The organism is Pontixanthobacter gangjinensis, from assembly GCF_009827545.1.
Classification (GTDB): domain Bacteria; phylum Pseudomonadota; class Alphaproteobacteria; order Sphingomonadales; family Sphingomonadaceae; genus Pontixanthobacter; species Pontixanthobacter gangjinensis.
Genome location: NZ_WTYS01000001.1, coordinates 1227694 through 1253569, shown reverse-complemented (window position 1 = coordinate 1253569; position 25876 = coordinate 1227694). Strand labels below are relative to the sequence as shown.

The 25876-nt window shown below is 55.9% G+C and carries 24 protein-coding genes; 9 read left to right on the top strand and 15 right to left on the bottom strand.

The window, feature by feature from the left end; genetic code table 11:
- Positions 1-59 precede the first annotated feature (59 nt).
- From GRI36_RS05905 to glnA, 4 genes are all read left to right on the top strand, one after another.
- Entirely contained in the window at positions 60-410 is a 351-nt protein-coding gene (locus GRI36_RS05905) for a hypothetical protein (RefSeq protein WP_160597619.1), read from the top strand.
- Positions 407-1345, top strand: a complete 939-nt coding sequence (argC, locus tag GRI36_RS05900) for an N-acetyl-gamma-glutamyl-phosphate reductase (RefSeq protein WP_160597618.1) — start codon at positions 407-409, stop codon at positions 1343-1345. Before GRI36_RS05905 ends, argC begins: the two co-directional genes overlap by 4 nt.
- 268 nt (positions 1346-1613) lie before the next feature.
- The gene (locus tag GRI36_RS05895; protein ID WP_160597617.1) at positions 1614-1952 is read left to right on the top strand and encodes a P-II family nitrogen regulator; all 339 of its coding nucleotides are present in this window, start codon (positions 1614-1616) and stop codon (positions 1950-1952) included.
- 94 nt (positions 1953-2046) lie between these two features.
- Positions 2047-3456 carry a type I glutamate--ammonia ligase gene (gene glnA, locus GRI36_RS05890; protein ID WP_160597616.1) on the top strand — a complete coding sequence of 470 codons (1410 nt, stop codon included), beginning with the start codon at positions 2047-2049 and terminating at the stop codon, positions 3454-3456.
- A gap of 89 nt (positions 3457-3545) precedes the next feature.
- Here the strand turns inward: glnA and GRI36_RS05885 are convergent, their stop codons facing one another.
- A complete protein-coding gene (locus GRI36_RS05885; RefSeq protein ID WP_160597615.1) occupies positions 3546-4190 on the bottom strand; it encodes a hypothetical protein in 645 nt (214 codons plus the stop codon).
- Positions 4187-4402 carry a helix-turn-helix transcriptional regulator gene (locus GRI36_RS05880; protein ID WP_160597614.1) on the bottom strand — a complete coding sequence of 72 codons (216 nt, stop codon included), beginning with the start codon at positions 4400-4402 and terminating at the stop codon, positions 4187-4189. Before GRI36_RS05880 ends, GRI36_RS05885 begins: the two co-directional genes overlap by 4 nt.
- 172 nt (positions 4403-4574) lie before the next feature.
- Between GRI36_RS05880 and GRI36_RS05875 the strand changes: the two genes are divergently transcribed.
- Complete coding sequence (locus tag GRI36_RS05875; RefSeq protein WP_160597613.1) at positions 4575-5192, top strand: lysozyme; 618 nt, start codon at positions 4575-4577, stop codon at positions 5190-5192.
- Positions 5193-5198: 6 nt separating this feature from the next.
- Here GRI36_RS05875 and GRI36_RS05870 read toward each other — a convergent pair whose 3' ends face one another.
- From GRI36_RS05870 to GRI36_RS05855, 4 genes are all read right to left on the bottom strand, one after another.
- Positions 5199-9395, bottom strand: coding sequence for a translocation/assembly module TamB domain-containing protein (locus GRI36_RS05870; RefSeq protein ID WP_160597612.1), 4197 nt, complete (start codon positions 9393-9395; stop codon positions 5199-5201).
- A complete protein-coding gene (locus tag GRI36_RS05865; RefSeq protein ID WP_160597611.1) occupies positions 9395-11524 on the bottom strand; it encodes an autotransporter assembly complex protein TamA in 2130 nt (709 codons plus the stop codon). Before GRI36_RS05865 ends, GRI36_RS05870 begins: the two co-directional genes overlap by 1 nt.
- 1 nt (position 11525) lies before the next feature.
- On the bottom strand, positions 11526-12380 hold the full coding sequence (locus tag GRI36_RS05860; RefSeq protein ID WP_160597610.1) for an arginyltransferase: 855 nt from the start codon (positions 12378-12380) through the stop codon (positions 11526-11528).
- Between the two features lie 162 nt (positions 12381-12542).
- Entirely contained in the window at positions 12543-13772 is a 1230-nt protein-coding gene (locus GRI36_RS05855; protein ID WP_160597609.1) for a threonine ammonia-lyase, read from the bottom strand.
- 116 nt (positions 13773-13888) lie between these two features.
- Between GRI36_RS05855 and GRI36_RS05850 the strand changes: the two genes are divergently transcribed.
- The 3 genes from GRI36_RS05850 to GRI36_RS05840 all read left to right on the top strand — a co-directional run bounded on the left by GRI36_RS05850 (position 13889) and on the right by GRI36_RS05840 (position 17038).
- Positions 13889-14824 carry an NAD(P)-dependent oxidoreductase gene (locus GRI36_RS05850; protein ID WP_160597608.1) on the top strand — a complete coding sequence of 312 codons (936 nt, stop codon included), beginning with the start codon at positions 13889-13891 and terminating at the stop codon, positions 14822-14824.
- On the top strand, positions 14818-16476 hold the full coding sequence (locus GRI36_RS05845) for an amidohydrolase (protein ID WP_160597607.1): 1659 nt from the start codon (positions 14818-14820) through the stop codon (positions 16474-16476). Before GRI36_RS05850 ends, GRI36_RS05845 begins: the two co-directional genes overlap by 7 nt.
- A gap of 328 nt (positions 16477-16804) precedes the next feature.
- Positions 16805-17038 carry a hypothetical protein gene (locus GRI36_RS05840; RefSeq protein ID WP_160597606.1) on the top strand — a complete coding sequence of 78 codons (234 nt, stop codon included), beginning with the start codon at positions 16805-16807 and terminating at the stop codon, positions 17036-17038.
- A 175-nt stretch (positions 17039-17213) separates the two neighbouring features.
- Here the strand turns inward: GRI36_RS05840 and tatC are convergent, their stop codons facing one another.
- The 9 genes from tatC to GRI36_RS05795 form a co-directional block, all read right to left on the bottom strand.
- Positions 17214-18035, bottom strand: a complete 822-nt coding sequence (gene tatC, locus GRI36_RS05835; protein ID WP_160597605.1) for a twin-arginine translocase subunit TatC — start codon at positions 18033-18035, stop codon at positions 17214-17216.
- 6 nt (positions 18036-18041) lie between these two features.
- The gene (gene tatB / locus GRI36_RS05830; protein ID WP_160597604.1) at positions 18042-18527 is read right to left on the bottom strand and encodes a Sec-independent protein translocase protein TatB; all 486 of its coding nucleotides are present in this window, start codon (positions 18525-18527) and stop codon (positions 18042-18044) included.
- Positions 18528-18549: 22 nt separating this feature from the next.
- The gene (tatA, locus tag GRI36_RS05825; protein WP_160597603.1) at positions 18550-18786 is read right to left on the bottom strand and encodes a twin-arginine translocase TatA/TatE family subunit; all 237 of its coding nucleotides are present in this window, start codon (positions 18784-18786) and stop codon (positions 18550-18552) included.
- 93 nt (positions 18787-18879) lie between these two features.
- On the bottom strand, positions 18880-19575 hold the full coding sequence (gene scpB, locus GRI36_RS05820) for an SMC-Scp complex subunit ScpB (protein ID WP_160597602.1): 696 nt from the start codon (positions 19573-19575) through the stop codon (positions 18880-18882).
- On the bottom strand, positions 19572-20378 hold the full coding sequence (locus GRI36_RS05815) for a segregation and condensation protein A (protein WP_202392125.1): 807 nt from the start codon (positions 20376-20378) through the stop codon (positions 19572-19574). Before GRI36_RS05815 ends, scpB begins: the two co-directional genes overlap by 4 nt.
- Positions 20375-21394 (bottom strand): beta-N-acetylhexosaminidase, encoded by a 1020-nt coding sequence (nagZ, locus tag GRI36_RS05810; protein ID WP_160597601.1) that lies wholly within the window; start codon positions 21392-21394, stop codon positions 20375-20377. Before nagZ ends, GRI36_RS05815 begins: the two co-directional genes overlap by 4 nt.
- Positions 21395-21531: 137 nt before the next feature.
- Positions 21532-22266, bottom strand: coding sequence for an SPOR domain-containing protein (locus tag GRI36_RS05805; protein WP_160597600.1), 735 nt, complete (start codon positions 22264-22266; stop codon positions 21532-21534).
- A 2-nt stretch (positions 22267-22268) separates the two neighbouring features.
- On the bottom strand, positions 22269-24029 hold the full coding sequence (argS, locus tag GRI36_RS05800) for an arginine--tRNA ligase (protein WP_160597599.1): 1761 nt from the start codon (positions 24027-24029) through the stop codon (positions 22269-22271).
- A 102-nt stretch (positions 24030-24131) separates the two neighbouring features.
- A complete protein-coding gene (locus tag GRI36_RS05795; protein WP_160597598.1) occupies positions 24132-24782 on the bottom strand; it encodes a hypothetical protein in 651 nt (216 codons plus the stop codon).
- Positions 24783-24882: 100 nt separating this feature from the next.
- On the opposite strand from GRI36_RS05795, the gene ispH reads away from it, so the two are divergent.
- Positions 24883-25869, top strand: coding sequence for a 4-hydroxy-3-methylbut-2-enyl diphosphate reductase (gene ispH / locus GRI36_RS05790; RefSeq protein WP_160597597.1), 987 nt, complete (start codon positions 24883-24885; stop codon positions 25867-25869).
- Positions 25870-25876 lie beyond the last annotated feature (7 nt).

Sequence of the window (25876 nt, the reverse complement as noted above, 5' to 3'; positions counted from 1 at the left end):
GCGTATAAGCGCGCCCATCAGCTTGAAGAACGAGCCGGAATTGGGGCAAGAAACAGATCGTGAGTGATGCAGCGCAATATCGGGTGCCGGACGGCGTTCTTGGCTTGAAAGGACCGATGGTCCGCCCACAGCCAGGCAGTTTGCCATTGCGCGGTGATCTGGCCCATATCGCCTTGGCCGACCGCTATCTTGTCGCGCATTATGTTGTTCCCCAAATGGCAATGATTGGCGGCAATCCTGCAGAGCTGAAATTGGCCGCCGATGCTGCATCGGAAACAATTGCGTCATTGCCGGCTGGGTCTACATTCGAATTGCTCGATTTTGCCGGTGATTGGTGCTGGGGCTGCGTTGGTCCTGACGGGCCAGCTGGCTACATTCCCAAGGAAGCGCTCGCGCCAACCAAGCCGTGACTTTGTCGGTTTTCATCGATGGCGCGGAAGGCACAACGGGCCTTGAGATCCGCGAACGGCTCGCGCCACGAGGCGAATTTTCGCTCATCGCCCTTCCTGATGACAAGCGCAAAGATGCGGTTGCACGGCGTGAGGCGCTGAACGATTGCGATGTTGCAATCCTGTGCCTGCCCGATGACGCTGCGCGCGAGGCAGTGTCCTTCATCGAGAACGACCGGACAAAGGTAATCGACGCGTCTACCGCGCACCGTGTAGCGGATGGCTGGACCTATGGGTTTCCCGAACTGGTCGGTGAAGATACCGTCCGGCAGGCAAAGCGGATTTCCAATCCGGGCTGCTATCCCACAGGTTTTCTGGCGATGGTCGCACCGCTTGTTTCATCAGGCCTATTGCCTGCCGATTGGCCTTACACTGTAAACGCTGTCTCCGGATATTCCGGTGGCGGGAAAGCCCTAATCCGCCGGTTTGAGGAAAACACGAATGTCGCATGGCGCGGATATGGCCTCGGCATGGGTCACAAACATCTTGGCGAAATGCAGCATTATGCCGGATTGACCCACCCGCCCCTGTTTGCGCCAGCGGTCGTAGATGCGCATCGCGGGATGGTGGTCGAAGTGCCCGTCCCCTTGTCAGCCATGGGTGCCAAGGTAGCAGCGAATGATTTGCACGGCGCATTGTCGGCATTCTACGCAGGCTCCAAGATCGTCGGCGTCGCGGATATGGATGATAGCCCCGGCGAATTGTTGATGCGTAAGAACGTCCAACCATGGGATGGCCTAACTATCCATATCTTTAAGAATGAGGGCGGCAGTCAAGTGCGCCTGATCGCAACTCTCGATAACCTTGGTAAGGGCGCTAGCGGAGCAGCCGTGCAATCGCTCAATTTGATATCAGGCTTAGCGGCGGCAACAGGCCTCAACCTCCCTGCCCAATAAATAGGCACCCCCTGCTTGCGGCAGAAGCACTAAAGCGGCGCTTCGCCCCATTTTCTCACGCAAATTGCAAGCCACCGGGAACGAGTCTCCGGTTGGTTTCGTTGGTTTAATAGAAGGAAGTCCAAGCCCCGATTTCAAATCTGCTTCTGGCACGATTCTTGGATAGTATCGGGTGTTAATTGGACCAACCAGCCGGCACCGTGTTACGGCGTCGGCCAGTTGCGTAGGGGCCCCGCAACATTTGGGCCCGTCAGGGAATGAGGCTCGCGTGAAGAAAATCGAGGCAATTATAAAGCCGTTCAAGCTCGACGAAGTGAAGGAAGCTCTGCATGAAATCGGGGTTTCCGGGATCACTGTGACCGAAGCCAAGGGTTTCGGACGGCAGAAAGGCCATACCGAACTCTATCGCGGGGCTGAATATGTTGTCGATTTCCTTCCCAAGGTTAAGCTCGAAGTCGTTGTGAGCGACGCGATTTCAGAACGTGTCGTCGAGGCAATCGCCGCTGCTGCCCAAACCGGGCGGATTGGCGACGGAAAGATCTTTATCTCTCCGATTGAAGGCGCACTGCGCATCCGGACCGGAGAGAAGGACGAGGACGCTATCTAGGCATTGTGCCTAAATCTTCAGGATTGGCCGCACGGGGCGGGCCAATCCGGACCATTTTTACTGCCCTCCGAACACCATCGCCAAAGGGAACAATATGGCTACCGCAAAAGAAATTCTCGAACAGATCAAGGAACATGAAGTCGAATGGGTCGATCTTCGATTTACCGATCCCAAGGGCAAGTGGCAGCACTTGACTATGGTCGCATCGGTTCTGGGTGAAGACGAATTGGAAGACGGACTGATGTTTGATGGGTCATCCATCGAAGGTTGGAAGGTCATCAACGAATCCGACATGATCCTGCGCCCCGACCTCGATCGGTTCTACATGGATCCGTTCAGCGCAACGCCAATGATGATTTTGTTCTGCGACATTGTAGAACCGTCCACCGGCGAGCTTTATGGCCGCGACCCACGCTCGACTGCGAAACGCGCCGAAGCTTTCGTTAAATCAGCAGGCTTGGGCGATACAATCTATGTCGGCGCAGAAGCTGAGTTCTTCATGTTTGACGATGTTCGGTTTGAAGATGGTTATGCTGGCTCGGGCTTCTCCATTGATGATATTGAACTCCCGACCAATTCGGGCCGCGAGTACGAAGCGGGCAACATGGCTCACCGTCCGCGTGCCAAAGGTGGTTACTTCCCAGTTGCGCCTGTTGACAGCGCAGTCGACATTCGTGGCGAGATGGTTGCCACTATGCTCGAAATGGGACTGCCTTGTGACAAGCATCACCACGAAGTTGCGGCATCTCAGCATGAGCTTGGCGTGACATTTGCGACTTTGCTGGAAACTGCTGATAACATCCAGATTTACAAATATGTCGTGCAACAAGTCGCCCATGCTTACGGCAAGACAGCGACCTTCATGCCCAAGCCGATCAAAGACGATAATGGCAGCGGTATGCACACCCACATGTCGATCTGGAATGACGGCAAGAACACATTTGCGGGCAATGGCTATGCTGGCCTGTCCGATACGTGCCTGTATTACATCGGCGGCGTTATCAAACATGCCAAGGCATTGAACGCTTTCACCAACCCGACCACCAACAGCTATAAGCGGCTGGTGCCCGGCTTCGAAGCGCCTGTGCTGCTGGCATATTCGGCGCGCAACCGCTCGGCATCATGCCGCATTCCATATGGTGCGGGCGAGAAGGCAAAGCGTGTTGAATTCCGCTTCCCTGATCCATTGGCGAACCCATATCTATCGTCAGCTGCGTTGATGATGGCGGGTATCGACGGAATTGTGAACAAGATTCACCCGGGCGAAGCGATGGACAAGAACCTGTATGATCTGCCACCGGCAGAATTGGCCGAAGTGCCCACGGTATGCGGTTCGCTTCGTGAAGCCTTGGAAGCGCTCGAGGCTGATCATGACTTCCTGCTCAAGGGCGATGTGTTCAGCAAGGACCAGATCCTCGCTTATACAGAGCTGAAATGGGAAGAAGTCAGCCGCTTGGAAACAACCCCAAGCCCGGTTGAATATGATATGTACTACAGCGCGTAACCGGCTCGTATAATACCAAGAAAAAACGGGCGTCCGGAGTTATCCGGGCGCCCGTTTTTAATCATTTTCAGATGAAATTCGCCTCTAGATCAGCGCGGATTTAACATGCCTCGCAGGCCGGCCGCAAGAAATGCTCCGAGCATCATCATCCCCATAACCAGCGCGATCATCAAGAACGCGTCGAATGGTGGAGCCATGCCGTTAATTGTTAGGCTGCCCCAAACCAGCACAGTGATAGTCACAAGCCCAAATCCGATTGTCGACGCTTCCCACGATACCTGACGCATCAGTTCGTCATAATGCTTCCAGCTGCTCCAAGTGACGACAAACCCAACGATGATCGTAAGCGCAACGGTCGTAAGTGCGATCAATGGAGGCACAAGACCATCTTTGCCACTGTTGGCGAGCACTATCAGCATGACACCGATCAAAACATTGACCAATGATGAGCTTAGTAAGCCTGAACGTTGTTCAACAAGCTCGCCTCTGTCCTCGACATTGAGCAACTGCGCTCCTGCTTTTGGCATTATCGTGCCAAGTCCGACTATAAGGCCAATCAAGAAGTAGACACCACCTACACCCGCAAGGATCAGATGGCTGTCACCCAATTGGGCTGCTTTGGTCCATTTGATGATTGCGGACACCATTAAGAAACCGATCACCCCGCCGATGGCAGCACTGACGAGCGCCTTGGTGGCAGGATTGCGGCGCGTTGGTGCTTCATTCTGCGTCATTCTTCTTCCCCTTTGGGTTCCCAATCATCAATGAAAATATCCGGCACATTCACGGCAAACAGCACTGCCATGCGCAGAGCGAGAGGCAGGCTTGGATCATACTTGTCCGTCTCGACCGCGTTGATTGTCTGCCGCGAAACGCCCAGCCGCTTAGCCAGTTCGCCTTGGCTCCAGCCACGACCTTCACGGTATTCCTTCACACGGTTGAGCAACGAATCATCCTTCCTGCCTGTAAAGAGCTCTTTACTGTAAAGAGTTCTTGTCAGTCAAGAGTTCTTTACAGGCAGGACGGTGGCTATCGCACGCACCGAAACGAAATCGTTTTCCTACTCGGCACTTTCCTGCCTAATTGCCTCGCCTCTACTTTCCAGATCGAGGTGACGCATGACCTACTCCACCAATCGTAAGCCCATTTTCCAAACCGTACGCCGTATTCTGGGCCGTGGTCTGCGCAATTCTGAAGTCAGTGCATTGGACCGTTCTGTTGATCGCAGCCTGGGCGTGCAAGCCGCTTGCCAATCCGATGTACCCACTCAAATTGGTCCGGCAGGCATCGCTCTGATCAAGCAATTCGAAGGCTGCGCACGATTACGGACGGACAGCCTGGTCGAAGCCTATCCCGATCCCGGGACAGGCGGTGACCCTTGGACGATTGGCTGGGGCGCGACCGGACAAGGCATCGCCCGTGGCACCGTTTGGACACGCGAGCAATGCGACCAACGACTGGATGGGGACCTTGTTATTTATGCCAATGATGTGCGCCGCGCTTTGGATGGGGCCGCCACAAGCCAAGCCCAATTCGATGCCTTGGTCAGCTTCCATTACAATACGGGTGCGATCGGTCGTGCCACGCTCACCAAGCGCCACAAGTCAGCGGATTATCTCGGCGCAATCACCGAATTTGCCCGTTGGAACCGCGCAGGAGGGCGCGCTTTAAAAGGGCTCAGCCGCAGACGCACAGCCGAAGCCAAGCTCTATGCGTCGGACATCCCACCAGATTGAGTGCGACTAATAATCACGGCTGACTTCGACAACTGCGCTTTCGCGGCCGATGGTGGAAACGCTGGCAAGCAACGATAACCAGCCGGTAATCCGGAACTCGGCCTCTGTCGCGCTATAGCCGCGACCATCGGTGATGATTTCGACGTAGAAACGGCGCCCGATATTCTTGCCTATCGCCACGCCCGTGCCCCTGCCCAACGCTGGATCGGCACTGACGATCCGTAAGCGGTCAAGCCCGATTGCCGTGCGGAGCTTGTTAATCGGGTCCAGCCCGGTTCCTCCGCGCAGGCTCGCCAGCGCCGAACCCAGTTGAAGCGCATCAGTGGCTGACAGATCGGTGATAGAGCCGCCAAACAACAACCGCGCCAGCACCTCTTCTTCAGGCAACGCAGGGGCCGACCCAAAGGTGATTTCGGGATTAAGCGCATTGCCTTGCACCTTGACCGTTACGTCCAAGCCTGAGCGCTCGGTTTCGGCGACAATGTCCAGCCTGGGATCAATCGGCGCATTCGCATCGAAATCAATCCTTCCGCGGGTGATTTCGAACCGCGTCCCGGCAAAACTGTAAAATCCGCGTACCAATCGCGCTGCGCCGCCAATGCGCGGGTCATCTGTGGTTCCACGTATAATGATGTCGGCAGCCCATTCGCTGTCCAGTCCCATCCCGCCGACATCGATCCGGCTGCGCGCCTTGGCATCGATTAGATATCTCCACGGCTTGTAGCGGATACGCGGCGGCGCAATATCAATTGGCAGATTGAACTCGGTTGTCTTAATCTGCGGCAATGTTGCGTCGGTCGCAGCGGAGCCGAGTGCCCAACTTGCCCGATCGATTGACACGCGCCCGGCAATCGTCCCGCCATTGCCATCTGAAATAATCCGCAACGGCCCCGTGATTGTCGCATCAAGTCCAGTCGCGTTAAGCAAACGAGCTTTGTTAGTGGCAACCCGGATGTCCAAGCTTGGTCCCTTCGGCCCCAGTCCCTCAAAATCGACATACCCGCTACCTGATACGGTGCCTCCATTATTGGTCTTGCCGGCAAAGCGCTTAAGCTGCAGCCGTGACCCGGAGAAAGTGCCAAAGGCGCTGACATTCTGGATATCAGTGCCCGAAACCGCACTGCGGACTCTCAAATCCTTGCTTTCAACCGATCCGCGCACGCTAGGGTTGGCAAAGCTTCCGGTAATGTTGGTTGCAACCGAAACCGGCCCGGTAATATCGAACGCTTCCACTCCGGCCAGCCGCCATAGTGACGCCGCCGGGCCGTTAAAACGCAATTGTGCGAGCAGGTTCCCGGTGCGGAGCCGCTCGACCAGATCGCTGGATTGCGATAGGCCGGACACCCGCGCCTGCAGCCTGCCTCTGCGTTCCCCGCCTTCCTGAATTACAGCGCGAAGACCAAGCTCACGCGTTTTCAAATCTGCCACCAAAGCCAAATTCATCGGACGAGAGCTGAGCACTAACCCCGAGCGGGTAAGGTTGTCGACCTTGATCCGCGCATTGGCGACCGGCATGGCTGAACCGACTTTTCGGTAGTCCAATCTGCCCGATATCACACCGCCCAAGCCCACATCCGTCACAGCCAGATCAACCAGAGATAAAGGCATCTGGTCAAGTGCAAGATCAATCGCGGTGGTCCCGCCGCCGAACTGGCCCGATATCAGCGAAGACCCATTGCCGTAAGAAAGCTGAGTCTGCGCGAGACTCCAGCTGCCATCATCCAATTGGGTCAACATTGCACGGCGCGGCATAGTAATCCGCTTTCCGCCAAATTCACCTCTGGCGATAATTCCGTAAGAGCCAGGCTTGATATCGGCGTTCATTTGCAACGCGAAGCGGCTGCCTCTGCGCCCGGCGATTGAGCCTGTGGCGGTGCCTACACCATTTTCCATTTCGGCGGCGGCGGCAAGACGTCCAATGAAGATGCTGCCATAGCTTAGTCCTTGGGCAGTTACATTGGCATCGACCGTGCTGAAACCCTCTTTCAGATAACCGCGCCCTTCAAGAGTCGCACGCGCTATCGATAGCGGCGTTGCACCTCCAAAGCTGGCTTGCCTTGCATCAACATCAAAGAAGAAGCCTTGTCCGCCATCACGGGTAGCAAGACCAATCCTGCCATCCAAACCCCCGCCGCTAAGAAGTAATCGTCCATCAGCGCCGCCATCGGCAAGCGTCAAATTGCCCGTTACAGCCGTCTTCCAAACGCGCAATTCTTCAATATCAATACGCGACGGACCGTCTTCGGGAGAGACCAAGGCGAGCTCACCGGCAAACTCACCGATCAGCGATTGACCCTGTGTGGCAATATCGAAACCCGCATCGCTGGGAGATATTGCGACCCTGACGTCTTTCAACCCCGCCGAGGGCAGCGGGTTTGCAAAGACCAGGGTTGCGGTAGGGCCATCGGCTCCAAGCGAAGCCTCGACAGTAAATGGCCCATATTGTGTGTGCGATCCGCGCCCAGCTAGGCTGGTGGTGCCCTGTTGAACCTTGCCATCCATTGTCAGAGAAAGATTTTCGGCTGCCAGTCTGACATTGCGAAAGTTCAGTGGTTTGTTGGTCCCGAGCGATACGCCGCCAACAAGCCTGATGTCCGGGCCGGCCAGATTTGCCAATGTCTCGTTGGTTACGCGCGGAATACGGGCGGAAAAGTTGGCCACTAGCGCCCAATTTCCGCTGTCGCGCAATTGGAAGTCGATCTTCGCATTTCCGTTGACGGTTCCGACATTCTCGAGCGCCAGTTGGGTGACATTTACCGGGCCGGTCAGCTGGTAAATGCCGCTGGCCACGTCGCCTCTAAGTGCCAGTCGGGCGGTTGTATCGGCAAATGCGATCTGCAAATCATCGGACAGCAATTTTGACCCGGCATAGATCAGCGAACCAGTGAATGTCCCACCTGCCAGTTTCGGGTCAATCCAGGCATTTCCAGTTTTTATTGATTGGACCGCAGCATCGAGCGGCAAATTCCAGCGTGTGCCATCGAAGGTGGCAGTGCCGTTCTGGATGAGACCCGCAACCAGAGTTTCACCAGAGCGCAGTTCTTCGACTGACAACGAATGTTCAATTTCAAGGTCACGGAAAGCGCCATCAAGCGTCGCGGTGAAGTTCGCGCCATTCAGTGTGAGGTTTTCTCCAAACAGTGCCGGATCGGTCAGACTGCCTGCAATGGAGAGCCCTTGGAAATTATTGTCGGCCAGGTCGATCACGCCTCGGCCCGTGCCAGTAAGCGCGCGAGTGACAATCGCAAATCTGCCGTCGAGCACACTGTCTACCAATGTGCCGAGCGCATCAATTGAAACGGTGTCGCCGATTGCCTGCGCCGGAAGGCCCGAAACCAGCGCCGCTGGATAGGCTTGGCCGAGCAGATGATATGTGCCCTGCCGGTTATTCAGCTTAAACGCAGCGAACCGCTCGCCGTCACGCGTGGCATAGATGTAGCCATCCCAGCGATCCCAACTGCCATCGCCGTCGATCTTGGCGGTGTACCCTGCATCAGCGCCAGTTAGCCCAGCCAGAACCCCGCCAGCCGGAGCCTGATAATCCAACTTAATATCGAACCGGTCGCCATCAGGCTCCGCATCGATCAGCAGCGCAAGAGTATCGAGTTCTCCCAGATTGCCATCGGCTTTAAGGAACACCCTGCCATCACGAATGTCAGCCTTGGCGAGTAAATCTATAACCGGCGCACTATCGCCAACAATACCCTCCGTTATTTTCAGACTATCAATTTCAAATCGGTCGATGCGGATGTCAAAATCGGGCAAGATCGGCGCATCCGGATCACCCGCGAGGAGTTCGGGAGTGCGCAACAATGTACCGCGTCGGAGCGTCAGATTGCGGACATCAAGGCCGCTGGTAATCCAGCTAAGCGGGCGCCAATCCAGCTCAACCTCGGGAATAGTGAGGAAAGCGCCCTTCGGGTCGAACACAGTGACATCGTGCAAAGTCGATTGACCGTAAATATCACCGTCAATCCGGCCGACCTCGAACCGTAGTCCCGACGCCGGAGCAACTTTTGCGATTTGGTCCGCGATAAAGCGTTGGCCGATCGGTGTGTTAAGCAGGATAACGCCCAGCAGCAATAACGCCAATATCGCCGCAACTGCGCCAAGTGACCATTTTACGATGCGCGCAGACCAGCCACGCGGTGCTTTACTCACAACCGCGACTTCTGCCTCGGCAATTGCTGAATCGTCAGCCATTAAAAGGCCTGACCAAGCGAGACATAGACCGCCACAGGATTATCATTGGGCCCAGGATTCAGCGGAACACCGACATCGACACGGATCGGGCCAAAGCCTGTGTCATATCTGACGCCCAACCCGACACCGACCTTAATCTCCTCAAAATCGGGCATGGTGCTACGACTGACGGTCCCAGCATCCACAAACGGCACGACCGAAACCGCCCCATCCATAAAACCGGTACGAATTCGCGCTTCTGCGGCCACTTCCAACAATGACCGTCCACCATTCGGGTCACCAAGCGCGTTGCTGGGCCCGATCGCCTGATAGCCATAGCCGCGCACAGACCCGCCACCCCCGGCATATAGCCTGCGCGATGGCGCTATATCGAGCACATCCGCACCGGCAATTACTCCGACACGGGCGCGTCCTGCAAATGTCACTTTCGAACCCACTGACTGATAGGTAGCGAGATCAAATTGGCTGCGGATATAGGTCGAGTTTTGACCATCATTCCGCGAAATTTCGGGCGAAACACGCGCCCCAATCCTGAAGCCACGGGTTGGATCGAGCAGGCTGTCAGATGTATCAAACAATATATTGAGTGGCACAGCTGCGACGAAATACTTCTCTCGTGGGGAGAGTACTCCCGTCAACTTCGTCTCGCGCTCGTCAGTGGCGATGATTTCCAATCCGCCGCCCCAGCTGAGGGGCTTCTGGAACAACAACGTCGAAGTCATTTCGTAATTGGCTACGAAGGCCACGGTCCGTGCGTCAAATGCATCGCTGTCGATAGTGCTGGCGTAAGTATCCAGCGTCAAAACTTTGTCGCGACCGCCGAAATTGTTTTTACGGAATGTCACGCCGGCTAATTGTTCCTGAGTGCCGAGTATACCGCGAATTTTAAGAGAACCCTCGGGCGGAAAAAGATTGCGGTGCTCCCAGCTGGCCTGCAGCCGGAACCCTGCCTCTGAACCATACCCAATCGCGCCCGCAATAGTCCGCAGCTTGGCCTTGATCAGATCGACATCCAGTTCGACCTTGCCCGGTTCGGCACCGTCGGGCGATTCAACCTCGCGCGGGGTTATCGTGACGGAGGAAACGAGCCCGGTAGCAGTAATCGCCCGTCGCAAATCCTGTTCGAGACTGCGTTGGTAGACATCGCCCGATTCAAACCGCGCAATCGAGCCAAGGTGCCTGCCTGACAGGAAGTCTGGCAAGGAGCTGGTCACTCCAGCAAACACATATTTGCCCGCTGGATCGACCGGCAATTTCAAATCAGCGTCAGAGGCTTGGTGATCAACCTCCAATTCCGGTTCACCGATTTTGGCGAAGGGATAGCCGGATTCGCCCAATGCGACATCCAGATCGATCTGCTCGCTGACAATTTTATCACTCGATACCGGATCGCCGGTCTGGATTCCGAATGCAGCGCGTAAGCTTTCGAAATCCGGGGCGGTGTTCAATTGACCCAAGTCGATATTGGCAAATTGATACCGCTGGCCAGGGATAATATCGAATCTGACCGAACCCTGATTATCGTCCGCTGAGCCATTTTCTGGCGGCTCACCAATGGTGCGGATGACTTGCGCATTATAGTAGCCATAGACGCGCAGCATTTCGGACAGGACTTCTTCATCTGCCCGAGCGCGCGCAGCCAATTGCGCGATGTTGTTGTCGCCTCCGGACAACCCCTCAATATTGGACAGAATCTTAAACCGATCGATGAATTCTTCGCGCAGCGGGAAGGCATTGTTCGCCATCGGGAATGCTAGAGTGAGTTCGTCATTGATACGCACCAAATCAGCCTCAGGCGTAATAACGAGCGGCGGCAAATTCTGATCAGCAAACCGGATATCAGCCTCTGGCTCCAATTGCTCGATTGGCGGCAGCGCCAGATCATTTGGCCAATCCACTGTCAATTCAGGAATTTCTGCCATTGGAGAATCAGAACCCAGAGGCTCGGCCGCTTCATCCTCGACATCGGCGCCTTCGGTATTACTCGCCCACTCTTCCGGATTTTCGATCGCAGAATCCGGAATCAAATCCTCCAACCGCGGAGGGGCAGCTGTGTCTTGCGCAAGTACCGGATGACTGAGCGATAGTAACGCCGCCACAATACCGCCGGCCAACGGCGCGTTGGCCATTCTAGCTGGCGCTGGCTTCCTGAAGATATTGGTCTTGATTGCCGTCTTTGGAAGTCGCAGAATTTGCGGCAAACAAATCGCGCTGCCGCCCAGAAGAGCTTGCAATAAGCGCGTCCTGTTCTTCTTTACTGAGGCGGACCCAACCGTCTCTGGTGAGGCGTTCGAGTGGACGATAGCGGACCTTATATTGCATCCGCTGAGATGCCTCGACCCAATATCCGAGATAGACATAGGGTAATCCCTGCTCGGCTGCGCGCCGGATATGATCGAGAATGATGAAATTCCCAAGTCCTGACCTTGCTTCGTGTTCCGGATCATAAAAACTATAAATCATCGACAGACCATCAGCCTGCCGGTCAGTTAAACACGCACCAACTAATCGACCTGGAAGCGACCCTTCCGATGGTTCCCTATATTCAATAACATAGCTGGTTACCGGAGTATGCTCAACCATATCTGCATAATCGACTTCATCCATTGAAGCCATGCCTCCACCGGGGTGGCGCACCCCCAGATAACGCTGGAGCAGTTCGAATTGTTCCTCGGTTGCCCACGGGCGGCATTCGGTGACCACCAGATCGCTGTTTCGGCGCATATTGCGTCGCTGGGTCGAGCTGGGTGCGAAGTCCATTGCCGCAACGCGGACGGATATGCAGGCCTGACAATCTGCGCAGCTGGGCCGATAGGCAACCGTCTGGCTACGCCGGAATCCGATCCGGCCAAGCGCCTCGTTCAATTGATCCGAATGCGCGCCCTTCAGCTCTGTGAACACCTTACGCTCGGTTTTGCCCGGTAAATAAGGGCAAGGCGCTGGCGCTGTCACAAAGAAACGAGGGAAGCGTACTGGGGCCGTCACGGCGGGGGCTGATCCTTTTTGTGAGGAATCGAATGATTGGCTAGAACTGCATCTTATGCAGAACCAAGCCGCCCGGTAAAAGGACCTTAACCATTAAACTTAGTTAATGATTGATTATTCTGCACAATTTTTACCGTGCAGGAAAAGCTGTGCCGGAATGAGTCAGTTCAACTCGACTTGGCTAACAACATAGCCGCTTTTTCGCAGCGCTGCGATCAAGGCATCAAGTTGTTCACGGTCTCGCGCCTCGCATTCGATGTCGGTTATCAGGCCCTTTGCCGGCAGGCTGGTGAAAATGCGCTGATGATAAATTTCGATGATATTGACGTTATGATCGTCGAACGCGCCCATGACCTTATACAGCGCACCGGGACGATCTTGTAACGTAATCCGCAGCCGCGCCAAACGGCCCGACCGCGCCAGATCGCGCAGCAACACATTGGCGAGCAGCCTCGTGTCGATATTGCCGCCGCACAGTACCAGCCCGATTTTCTTGCCTTTGAACCGGTCAGGATTCGAAAGCACAGCCGCAAGACCAGCCGCGCCAGCCCCCTCGACGACGGTTTTTTCAATTTGAAGTAACAGCGAAACCGACTTTTCCAGCCATTCCTCACTCACCAACAGAATGTCGTCGACCCGCTCTGCGATGATTTTGGATGTAAATTCGCCAGGGGCTTTGACCGAAATGCCTTCGGCTAATGAGTCTCCTCCGCAAGGCAGGTCTTCGCCTTTCACCCGAGCATACATAGACGGATAAAGTTCCGCCTGAACGCCTATGACCTCCATATCGGGACGTTGGGCCCTCGCGACGGTTGCCATCCCGCTCATCAACCCGCCCCCGCCAATCGGGGTTACGATGCAGTCGAGTTGCGGCGCGTCGGCGAACATTTCCAACGCGACCGTGCCTTGGCCGGCCGCGACATTGGGTTCGTCAAACGGATGGACGAAGGTCAGACCCATTTGCGTTTCCAGAGTGCGTGCGTGAGCGTAAGCATCATCGAAAGTCTCGCCATGCAGAACTACATTCCCGCCAACACTTTCGGTTTGCATCACCTTTACTGTCGGTGTTGTGCGCGGCATCACAATCGTTACCGGCACACCCAACCGCCGACCGTGATAAGATAGTCCTTGCGAGTGATTCCCGGCTGATGCGGCAATCACACCCTTATTGCGCTGTTCATCGGTGAGCAGCAGCAATGCATTCAGCGCGCCTCGCTCTTTATAGGCCGCCGTAAATTGCAGATTTTCAAATTTCAGCCAGATTTCCGCTCCTGTAATTTCCGACAGGGTAATGCTGTGCATCGTTGGCGTATGGACCACCGCACCCTTAATGCGTTCGGCGGCTGCCTCGATAGTTGCCAGAGTGAGGAGATCGGTTGCTTTTTCAGTCATGGGAACGCCGGTTAAGCCAAAAGCGATTATTGGGGAACCGCCTAAAATCTTTTGCCCCATATGCATTTTGCCCACATACAATTGCTTTCAGCGGCAAAGGCCTTAATCCGGCACCGATGAGCAACAAATCGACAATTGGTTTTATTGGGCTGGGCGTTATGGGCGGGCCGATGGCACGGCATCTGGCCGCGAACGGTCACCGCGTGGTGGGTTATAATCGCACGGCTTCCCGAGCTGAGAAATGGCAAGTGGAACAGTCGAAAGCAGGGCTGGACACCGCACTTGCAACCACGCCTGCGGAACTTGCTGCCCAATGCGATGTGGTGATCAGCTGCGTCGGTAATGATGATGATCTGGCAGAGGTGCTGCTTGGCACCGATGGCGCACTTTCCGCGATGGCCCCGGCCAGTTTGCTGATCGATCACACCACTGTCTCGGCCAAAATGGCCCGGACGCTCGCCAATGAAGCCGCCAGCCAGTCAATCGATGCGCTCGACGCACCGGTTTCCGGCGGACAAGCGGGTGCCGAAAATGGTAAGCTCGCGATCATGTGCGGGGGCACTCAGACAGCGTTCAGCCGCGCACAGCCAATCATGTCCGCCTATGGCGCACGTATGGTTCATGTCGGCGATGCAGGCGCTGGTCAAACGACCAAGATGGCCAATCAAATGTGCATAGCGGGTGTTCTCGGGGGTTTAAGCGAGGCCATCAGGTTAGTGCAGGCATCGGGAGTTGATCCCGACAAAGTGCTTGAGGCGATCTCGGGCGGCGCGGCGCAAAGCTGGCAAATGGAAAACCGCTGGGAAACGATGGTAGCGGGCGAATTTGACTTCGGCTTTGCGGTTGATTGGATGCGCAAGGATCTGGATTATGCGCTCGAAGAAGCGACACGGCTGGGCTTGGAAAGCCCGGTTACCCAAATGGTCGATGGCTTCTATAATGAAATTCAGAAGATGGGCGGCAGCCGGCAGGACACGAGCTCGCTAATCCGGCGCCTGCCTGCGGGCAGAAATGGTCCAACTGAAAATATCAAGGAAATTGACCAATGCTAAAATTGTTCACCGCTAGCCTTTTGGCCGCAAGTGCTTTGATTGCTGCGCCCGCACTGGCCGACACTCTGGTCGATAATGTCCAGGGCATTACGATTGGCGAGGACGGCGAAGTCGAGCGTTTCACTGGCCTTTGGATCGGCGATGACGGCAAAATCAAGGAAGTGCTGGACCGCACCGACAAGCGTCCGAAGCAAGTCGATTACATCGTCGATGGCGAGGGACAGGTGATGATTCCGGGTCTTATCGACGCGCATTTGCACGTGATGGGGCTTGGATTTGGTGCGCTCACGCTCGACTTGTCGGACACTTCTTCTCTCGAAGAAGCGCAAGCCAAGATTGCGCAATATGCCGCCGACAACCCAGAGCGTCGGTGGATTATTGGCCGCGGTTGGAATCAGGAAAAATGGGGCCTTGGCCGATTTCCAACCGCTGCGGAATTGGACTCAGTCGTGTCTGATCGCCCCGTATTCCTTGAGCGGGTAGACGGTCACGCCGGTTGGGCCAACAGCGCGGCGATGCGCGTTGCGGGTGTCGACGCCTCTACCCAAGCGCCTGCTGGCGGAAGAATCGAGCGGATGGAAGGAAGCGATATGCCATCGGGTATATTCGTCGATAATGCCGCCAGCTTGGTTCAACGCGCGGTGCCAGCCCCCCGCCCCGAGGATCGCGATCTCGCTTTGGCAAAGGCTCAGGAAATTCTCCTATCCTTTGGCATAACCGCTGCGGCAGACATGGGCACCAGCATCGAAGACTGGCAGTCATTCCGTCGCGCTGGTGATGGCGGCTGGTTGAAATTCCGGATCATGTCTTACGCTTTTGGCATAGAGGCGATGGAGTTAATCGGCGGCCCCGGCCCTAGCCCATGGTTATACGACGACAAATTACGGCTTAACGGTGTGAAGCTTTATGTCGATGGCGCGTTGGGATCTCGCGGTGCATGGCTGAAAGCACCCTATGCTGATGACCCCGGCAATACCGGCTTGCCGATGATCGGTAGTACGCAGCTCCGCAATTTGATGAGCCGCGCAACGCTTGACCGTTTCCAACTGGCAATTCACGCAATCGGCGATGCCGCCAATGCGGAAGTATTGTATTCGATCGGGGAATTGGCCCAAACTTATGACGGCGATCGGCGCTGGCGTATCGAGCACGCGCAAATCGTTGATACGGCAGATCTCGAAAAATTCAGCGAACACGGCATCATCGCTTCGATGCAACCCGTGCACCAAACATCCGACCGAACAATGGCAGAAGCGCGACTCGATCCAGCAAGGCTCGATGGCGCTTATGCGTGGAACACATTGATCGGTCTGGGGGCGAGAATGGCCTTTGGTTCCGATGCGCCAGTTGAATCGCCAGATCCGTTTGCCGGCTTGGCAGCGGCCATTTCCCGCACCGGGCCCGATGGGCAACCATTCGGCGGCTGGCGACCACAAGAGGCTGTCAATCGTTCTCAGGCGCTTGCAGCGTTCACAACCGGAGGCGCCTATGCCGGGTTTGCTGAGCAGAGATTCGGCAGATTGGCTAAAGGTCACAGGGCTGATTTCGTATTCATTGATCGCGATCCGATGTTGGCATCGCCGGCAGGTATCCGGCAAACCAAGGTCACCGAGACCTGGGTGGGCGGACAAAAGGTCTATTCCGCCCAATAGAAAGCAGCTCTGGGTTGCCTGACCTCGCTTTGCCCTGAATTTCGAACGGCTCGACTATAATATCCAACGTTCACGAAACTTTAACCCGATCCTAACGATAAAGAGATATCGGCATGTACGTTGGGATTGGGCTGCTAGCTCATGTCGATTCGACAGATTTTCGGCCTCTTGCCAGACCTTTGGCATGAAGCTGGTTAACTAGGATAAGTGTTACAATTCGGTAACATATGAGACACTCCGTTACGTTATTGGGCTTGCCTCCTGATAGCGAATCCCTTAAGGGCACGGAGAGTTTAGTTTTAATTAGAGAGCTCTGAGGAGACAATTAATGAAGTTCCGTACCCTATTCGCTGCGACTGCAGCAGTATCAATGGCCGCATCGCCAGCCCTCGCACAAAGTGTTCAAGCTGATCGCACTGCTGCTGTTGCAGCCAGTGAAAGCCAGCTTGGCGAAGATGCGGGCGGTGCTGGAATCATTCTCGCAATTCTCGCAGCTGCTGCGATTATCGCTGGTATCGTAATTGCCGGCGGCAACGAAGATGATACACCAACTAGCCCGTAACTTCGGACTAAGTTGACTAATTCAGAACGGGGCCTGCGGGCCCCGTTTTTTTGTCCTGAGTAGATGGAATTACAGCTGAGTCTATGAACTCAAGGCCCATCTTCATTTCAGTTTTGGGGTGAGCCGATAATTTCGCCCCCACTCGAATTCATTGTCTAGAAAACTCTAAACCCTTTCATTCAGCGGGTTTGGGGTCAGCTTCTGCTTTTTCCAAATCGGCGCCTTCAGTCTGTTCGGCTGCCTCGCGCCTGCTCTCGGTTAGGCGCATGATGAGTAGCGAGCCCTCGAACAAGAGCAGCAAGGGCAAAGCTAACAACAATTGCGATCCAGGGTCGGGCGGGGTGATGATGGCTGAAAGCGCAAACACCCCTACGATGATGTAACGCCGTGCGCCCGCCAGCGTTGCTCTGGATACAATTCCGGCACGATTGAGCAGCAACAGCAAAACAGGCAGCAGGAAGCTGATCCCGAAGGCGAGGATGAACTGCATAACGAGCGAGAGATATTCGCCCGCCGCGGGCAATGCCTCCAGCTCCAGACCGCCGGTTACACCCTCAAACCCGATGAACCACTTAAAGGCGGTTGGCATAACCACATAGTATGCCAACGAAGCGCCACTTATGAACAACACCGGTGTCGCGAGCAAAAACGGCAGGAAAGCCTTCTTTTCCTTGGCATATAGGCCCGGCGCAACAAACGCCCACAGCTGGTTCGCAATGATCGGAAACGTCATGCAGAAGCCAGCGAACAGCGCCACCTTCAGCTCAACGAAGAAAGCTTCATAAAGCTTCGTATAGATTAACTTTCCCTCACCCGGCGAAAAAGCCGCCTCCAGCGGGCGCACGAGAAAGCCGTAAACGTCATCGGCAAAATATAGACCGACACAAAATCCCAGAGCGAGCGCCACCACGCAGCGTACCAATCGTCCGCGCAATTCAACCAGATGATCGATCAGCGGAGCCTGCGTCTCATCGATATCATTTAAACCGAGTGCCATTGGCGCCTATCCCTCACCCGGCTTGCCAAGCGGCAGCATGGGTTCTTCGCTGGCTTTTTCGACCGATGTCCGCTTTCTCACGGGATCCGGATCGGGACTCGGCGTTTGCGGAGAAGTTGCCCCGCTCTTGCCCGCTGGCTCGCCCGGCTCAGCTGATCTGGCCTCGGCTGATCTGGCCTCGGCTGAAGCAGCTAGTGGGACATCGCCGCCCGCACCTTCAGCAATTTCGCTTTCGTGGAGCGGGCCCATTTCGCCTTCTGGAGTCTCCGCCATGATCTTGGCGTTCTGCTCTTTCCACTTCTTTTCCATTTCTTCCATCTCGGCCTCGCGCACGAGGTTGTCGAAACCGCTGCGGAATTGCGCGGAAGCACGGCGTATTTTGCCAACCCACTTCCCCGCCATTCTTAAGGCTTGCGGCATATCCTTTGGGCCTATGACAATGACCGCGACGATCACAATCAATAGCAATTCAAGGGCGCCGATGTCGAACATGGATTAGTGGGCCTTAGGTCGCTTACTTAGAGCTGTCGGTGCTTTGGACAGTGCTCTTGGCCTCCGGGGTTGCATCTTGTGCAGGGGCTTCGATTTGCTGCGAAGGCTCCGCATCAGCCTTCTCTTCTTCGGTCATGCCTTTCTTGAAGCTTTTGATTCCCTTGCCAAAATCACCCATCATTTCAGATATCTTCCCGCGTCCGAACAGGACGAGGATGAGAAGAGCGATGATGGCAAGCTGCCAAGGGCCAAACGACATTGTGACTGTTCCGATCTATTCAGGGGCAAACCTATATGGGTAATATAGGCACACTACCTCCCTTTTGCCAGCGCCACCAACAATTCGGCGGTGCTAATCATTGTCCTTGGAATTGCGCGCCGGCAGCACAGAGCCACGTTCGTCATTGCCAATATCGGGATCGAAATTGATAGTTCGCTCATCAGCCTCTCCAGCTGGATTATCAGAACCGTCACCTACCTCTTCGTAAGACGAGCCGGCTAGCGCCTCATAGGCATCATCAACTGGGTCAAGCAGGCCAGCCGCGCGCAATTCATCGATACCGGGCAAGTCGCGCCGCGATGACAAGCCGAAATGCTGGAGGAACCCGGGCGTTGTTGCGTAGATGACCGGGCGGCCGGGTACCTCGCGGCGCCCCGCGATCCGCACCCAGCCCGCCTCCATTAGCACGTCGAGCGTGCCCTTTGCAGTCTGCACCCCGCGAATGGACTCCACTTCAGCACGGCTTACAGGCTCGTGATAGGCGATGATGGCGAGCACCTCGGTCGCTGCGCGCGACAAACGCCGCACTTGTTCGCGTTCCCGGCGCAGCAGATGCGCAAGGTCAGCGGCGGTCTGGAAATGCCATTTCTTGCCGCGCTCCACCAAAGCAATCCCGCGCCCTTCATAATGAACGGCCAAATTCTGCATCGCAGCGCGCACATCGGGCACGGCGGCATCGCCCAAATGACCGGCCAGCGCCTCGATTGTCATCGGTTCTTCTGTGGCGAACAAAGTCGCTTCGACTGCGCGTTCGAGATCATCCGTCATGCTGGCACTCGCCTGAGTCGAAGAGGACCAAAAATGCTTTCCTGCGCCAATTCAGCTCTGCCTGTCCGAGCCAATTCCAGCGCCGCGACAAAGCTGGACGCCAGCGCTGAACGGCGCAGGCGAGGTTCCGCATGCGGTGGGAGGAATTCTTCCAACAGCATCCAGTCGAGCGTCACCCCGAGCATATTTGACACCCGGTCGAGCGCGCTTTCGAGAGTCATAACTGGGCGGTCCGCAACCATGTGGATTGCTGGCGCGGTGCGCGCTTTGACCTGACCATAACCCTGCAACAAAGCGTACATGTCGCATTGCCACTGAGTCTTGCGGTTAATCCGCAATCCCTCCGGCGAAGGGCGGAGAAATACATCACGGCCAATCCGGTCACGTGTCATCAAACGCGCCGCCGATTCTCGCATCGCGCCCAGCCGTTGCAGCCGCAATTGCAGCTTAAGCGCCAGCTCTTCGGGGCTGGGATCTTCCTGCTCTTCCTTGGGCAAGAGCATTGAAGATTTAAGGTAGGCCAGCCAAGCCGCCATCACGAGATAGTCTGCCGCCAGTTCCAGCTTCATCGAACCAGCCCGGTCGATATAATCCAGGTATTGGTCGACCAACGCCAAAATTGAAATCGACCGTAAATCTACTTTCTGCCGCCGCGCAAGATCGAGTAGCAAGTCGAGCGGACCCTCCCACCCATCGAGTTCGAGATAAAGCGAAGTATCGTCGGTCTGCGCAGTCGCGGGCGCGATCCAGTCAGCATCGGAGCCTGTCGCGGTGGTGCCAAACATCAGGCTGTCTCGGCTCATGCACGTGCTCCGGTGATTTCCAATAGCGCGTCCCGCTTGGCCAGCAATTGCGCCTTGTCTGCTTCGTCTAAAGCGCCATCAGCAACTTTCAGTGCCGTCTCTAGCCTCGCTAATCCGGCACCATTCATAGACGGTAGGCGCTCGGCTATTTGCTGCATATCGTCCATCTTGGCCCAGCAATTCAGCACCACATCACAGCCTGCCGCAATCGCCAGTTCAGACCGTTCGGGGACCGTGCCAGACAGTGCCTCCATATCAATATCATCAGTCAGCAGCAGTCCGCCGAAACCAATCATTTTGCGGATTATCTCGTTGATGATGAAGGGCGAAAGCGTGGCTGGGTGGTCTTCATCCCATGCGGTGAACAGCAAATGACCGGTCATCCCGATCGGAGTATCGGCCAATATGCGGAAGGGTTCGATGTCCCACTCCAGTTCCTCCGCGCTTACTGTTACGGTTGGCATTTCCTTATGCGTATCGGACAGCGATCGGCCATGACCCGGCATGTGCTTGATACAGCCAGCAACTCCAGCCTTCGCCAGCCCGTCGATAATTGCCCGTCCAAGTGCCGCGACCTGCTGTGGTTCTGATCCTAATGCACGGTCACCGATGACATCATGCGCGCCTTCTTGACGGACATCGAGCGGCGGATGATAATCCACCGAGATGCCCATTTCGGCCAGCTCCAACCCCATCGCATGGGCATTCGCTCGAGCCGCCTCTATCGCGCTGGCCGGAGCAATCTGGAACAGCCGGTCAAACGCTTCACCGGAAGGAAAGCCGGACCATAGCGGGGGACGTAGTCTGGCCACCCTGCCACCTTCCTGATCGATGGAGACCAGCAGCCGGTCGCGTCCGTGAATTGCGCGCAGCGAGTCGGTTAGCGCGCGCAATTGCTCGGGCGTTTCGCAATTGCGGCCAAACAAAATATAGCCGACCGGGTCAGCCTCACGAAAAAAAGCCCGCTCGTCGGCGGTAAGGGTGGCTCCGGATAGCCCGAAGATTGCGGGTGTCATAGTATCAAGAGTCGCAGTCTCACGCCCGATGCGCAAGCGCAATCACGCCTATCAATGTGGAAAATTTGCACTGAAGCTTAAGTCCAAGAGAGCATCGAAACCAGGGCCGTTGGAAGTTCAACGGCCCCGCTCGACACCTATTTTACCTGACAAGCAATCCCATCAGATTTCAGCGCTGTGCAAAGCCGGTTGGCTGCCGAAGCATCGCCAGCAACGGCCTGCAACCGGTAGACTATCCCGCCATCGACTTGTCCCTCGACGATTCGGTACTTGAAACCTTTAAGGGCTTCGGTTTGGCCCGACACGGTCGACCACGCCGCCTGTGCACCGGCTTTCGAGCTGTAAGCACCCACTTGCACGCCAACGCCCGATGTTGATCCCGCTTCAGCAGAACCGCCGTTCACAACATCAATGCTGGGCTTAGGAGTGCTATCCGGCGCCAAACGGCCTTCGGTAGTTTGCCCTTCACCAACAGTTGGCGCAACATTGCCGGTGCCTTCAAATTCCTTGCCACCTGCGTCCTCGGGACGTTCCTTGGTCGGGCCATCCGGTGCTGCGATTGTGCTGCCATCCGCGACCAAATCGGGATCGGGACGATCTTGCAAGAAATACCAGGCGCCGCCAAACAGCAGCGCAAGTGCGATAAAGCCAAGCAAGCTGAACCCGAGCAAGCGCGCCGTATCGGGACCTTCTTCCTCTTCATCGTAATCCGACTCAAGCCACGGAAGCGGCTCGTCGTTTTCGACCAAAGTCGGCTGCTCGAACTCGTCAAAATCCTCGCCTTCGACAAATTCTGTGCCTTCGATCGGCTCGTCAGAATATTCGTCTCCGTCGCGACCCTCTCCGTGGCCGTTCCCCTGATGGACGCTCATTCTTACATCTCCTCGACAGCTTCGACCCCAAGCAGGCCAAGCCCATTCCGGATAACTTGCCCGATTTGAGCCGCAAGGAAAAGCCTCGCCGCGCTCAAATCGGCTTCCTGTGCCACGATGAACCGTTTTTCTGGGCGGTCATTGCCCATATTCCAATAGGAATGGAATTCTCCGGCGAGATCATAGAGATAAAAGGCAATCCGGTGCGGCTCACGCGCTTGCGCTGCTGCCTCGACAATTCTGGGGAATTGCGCCGCCTGTTTGACCAGCGCCAATTCTTCTTGTCCAAGCAATGCAATATTGTCGCCAGAAGGCGCGAAGCCTTCAGCAGCACCCTTGCGGATTGTAGAGCTGATCCGCGCATGCGCATATTGCACATAAAAGACAGGATTATCTTTCGATGCCTCGACCACTTTGGCGAAGTCAAATTCCATCTGCGCCTCGGGCTTACGCGTCAGCATTGTGAAGCGAACGACATCCTTGCCCACTTCCTCAACCATTTCGGCCAAGGTGATGAAATTGCCAGAGCGTTTAGACATTTTAACCGGTTCGCCATCACGCATCAGCGCCACCATCTGCACCAGTTTGACATCAAACGGGATTTCCTTGCCCTCGCCTTCTGCCAGAGCGGCAACCGCCGCTTTGATACGCTTGACTGTGCCAGCATGATCCGCACCCCACACGTCAATCAGCGCGTCAGCCTTCTCGGCTTTTTGCATGTGATAGGCGAGATCGGCCCCGAAATAGGTCCATTTGCCGTCTGACTTCTTGATTGGGCGATCCTGATCATCGCCGAATTTGGTCGAGCGGAACAACGGCAATTCCACCGCTTCCCAATCTTCGGGCGGCGCCTTGCCTTTTGGCGCTTCGAGCACACCGTCATAAACTAGGTCGTGCTTACGTAGCCACGCCTCTGCGGCTTCAGGCTTACCAGCCGCTTGCAACGCGGCTTCTGACGAAAACAGGTCATGATGGATCCCGAGTAAGGCCAGATCCCCTTTAATCATGTCCATCATGGCGGTGACGGCTTGCGCACGGAAAATCGGCAGCCATTCTTCTTCGGGCTCGTCCGTGAACCGGTCACCCAGCTCCTTTGCCAATGCAGCACCGACGGGAATAAGGTAATCGCCGGGGTAAAGCCCCTCTGGAATTTCACCGATGTCTTCGCCCAAAGCTTCGCGATACCGAAGAAAAGCGGAACGGGCGAGGACATCGACTTGTCCGCCCGCATCGTTGACATAATATTCGCGGGTTACCGCGTGGCCGGCGAATTCGAGCAAAGCGGCGAGCGCATCACCCACCACCGCGCCGCGACAATGCCCCATATGCATCGGGCCGGTTGGATTCGCTGAAACATATTCAACATTAACCGAAGAACCGCCGCCCATGGATGATTTGCCGTAATCATTCCCGAGCGCCGCAATCGCCCCAAGTTCCTGCTGCCACGCGCTGTCAGACAAACGCATGTTGATGAAACCGGGGCCGGCGATTGATGCCTCGACAATGTCGGGATCTGAGCCAAGTTTTTCGGTAATTTTGGCTGCCAATTCGCGAGGATTAGTGGCAGCCTGTTTCGCCAGTACCATCGCGGCATTGGTCGCGAGATCGCCATGGCTTGGATCGCGGGGCGGCTCGACTGTGACATTGGATCGATTGACCCCGGTAGGCAGCGCACCTTCCATCTCCAGCGCGGAAAGAACAGCATCAACCTTAGCGGCGAAGGCAGAGTGCAAAGTTTGCGATGTAGCAGTGTGATCGGACATCACGCGCGCCTAGCCGAATTGGCCAAAATCGCAAGCTGGAGGTGGGCCTTTGCGGAAAATTCCGCCTCAAACCGCATCTCGCAACCAGCTTTATCCCACCAATTAACGCGTGGCGTTGTAACCCAATTGAGCTTCGGTAAGCTGGAACCCGACCAGCAGCTCAAAGGTCGCACGGTTCAGCGCGGCGCGAACTTGCGGATCGGCCAACGGGTCCAGCGCAGCGTCAGGATCGCCCGCTTTACGGCGGCGGGTAATTTTCTCGCGAATATCATCGGGCAATGTTGCAGCAGCTCGGTCGATATAAGAGCCTGCTTTGCCAGTGGCTTGAGCGCGCGCCTGACCGTCTGCGAAAGTCACGCTGACAGAGCCTACACGCTTGGCTTGAACCGCCGAACCGCCCTGCAAAACTGTCGAGAAATATGGCAGTTCAACCGTGCGTGCTCCGCGAGTGTCGGTCCGTGATGCAAGGACGTCGAAGGTTGCTTCGGTATATACTTTATCGCCGCTTTCGTTGCAGCTGCTGCGTAAATTTGTAATCGCCGCGACCACATCGATCTGGTCCGAGGTGACTGAGCCCGGCGTTCTGAATGTAGTGACGTCGCCCGTATAGTCGGGGATGCCTACAGCAGGGCAAGCTGTCCGGACCGCAGTGATGCCGACGCCCTGGCTGACCACAAGGTCGCCTTCTTTGGCGCAGCCCGCAAGCGAAGCAGCCAAAACTATTAGCGAAACGAACGGAAGACGGAGTTTCATGCAGCTTGATCCTTACAAATTCATATGCGGCGGGCCTTTCAGCCACAAAGCCTTTGGTCGCCTCTAGCGGCCCCTGCGGCAATGCGCTAGAGGGCCGAAAATGAACGCTCCCTTGCAATCCCCCCCAGTGGCTACTGACCCTAAGTCCAATAAGCCTGCATTGACGCTGCTAATTGCTGCGCCCCGCGGCTTTTGCGCCGGTGTCGACCGCGCGATTGAAATCGTCGAACGCGCACTCGATCGATATGGCGCTCCGGTCTATGTCCGCCACGAAATCGTCCACAATAAATTTGTCGTCGACAGCCTACGCGATAAGGGCGCGATTTTTGTCGAGGAACTGGACGAAGTGCCCGATGGCGCACCGGTTGTATTCAGCGCGCATGGCGTGCCTAAGGCGGTGCCGGCAGAAGCTGATCGCAGAGGGCTGGATTATCTCGACGCAACATGTCCTTTGGTCAGCAAAGTTCACCGTCAAGCGGAACGCCAGATAGCGGCTGACCGCCATATCGTTTTCGTGGGCCATAAAGGTCATCCCGAGGTCATAGGCACGATGGGTCAAGTGCCCGAAGGTGCGATGACATTGGTAGAAACAATTGCAGACGTAGAGGCGTTGGATTTTGCGCCTGACGCACCGCTTGCATTCCTCACCCAGACGACTTTGTCGGTTGATGATACTGCGGGAATCGTCATGGCTTTACGGTCCAAATTTCCGCAAATCATCGGCCCTAAGGCAGAAGATATTTGTTACGCGACTTCGAACAGGCAAGCCGCAGTGAAACAAATCGCTCCCGGCAGTGATCTGGTCTTGGTGATTGGCGCGGGCAACAGTTCAAATTCGCTGCGTTTGGTTGAAGTCTCGAAGAAATGCGGCACCGACGCCAAATTGATTCGCCGTGCAACAGATATCGATCCTGCCTGGCTCGACGGCGTTGGCACTTTGGGCCTTACCGCTGGTGCCTCAGCCCCCGAACAATTGGTCCGCGAGGTCGTTGATTTGATTAGCCAATGGCGTGAAGTTGAAGAGCACACTTTGGTCTCGACCGTTGAAAAGATGGTTTTCAAACTGCCGCGCCAACTTACCGAATAGGCAAGCA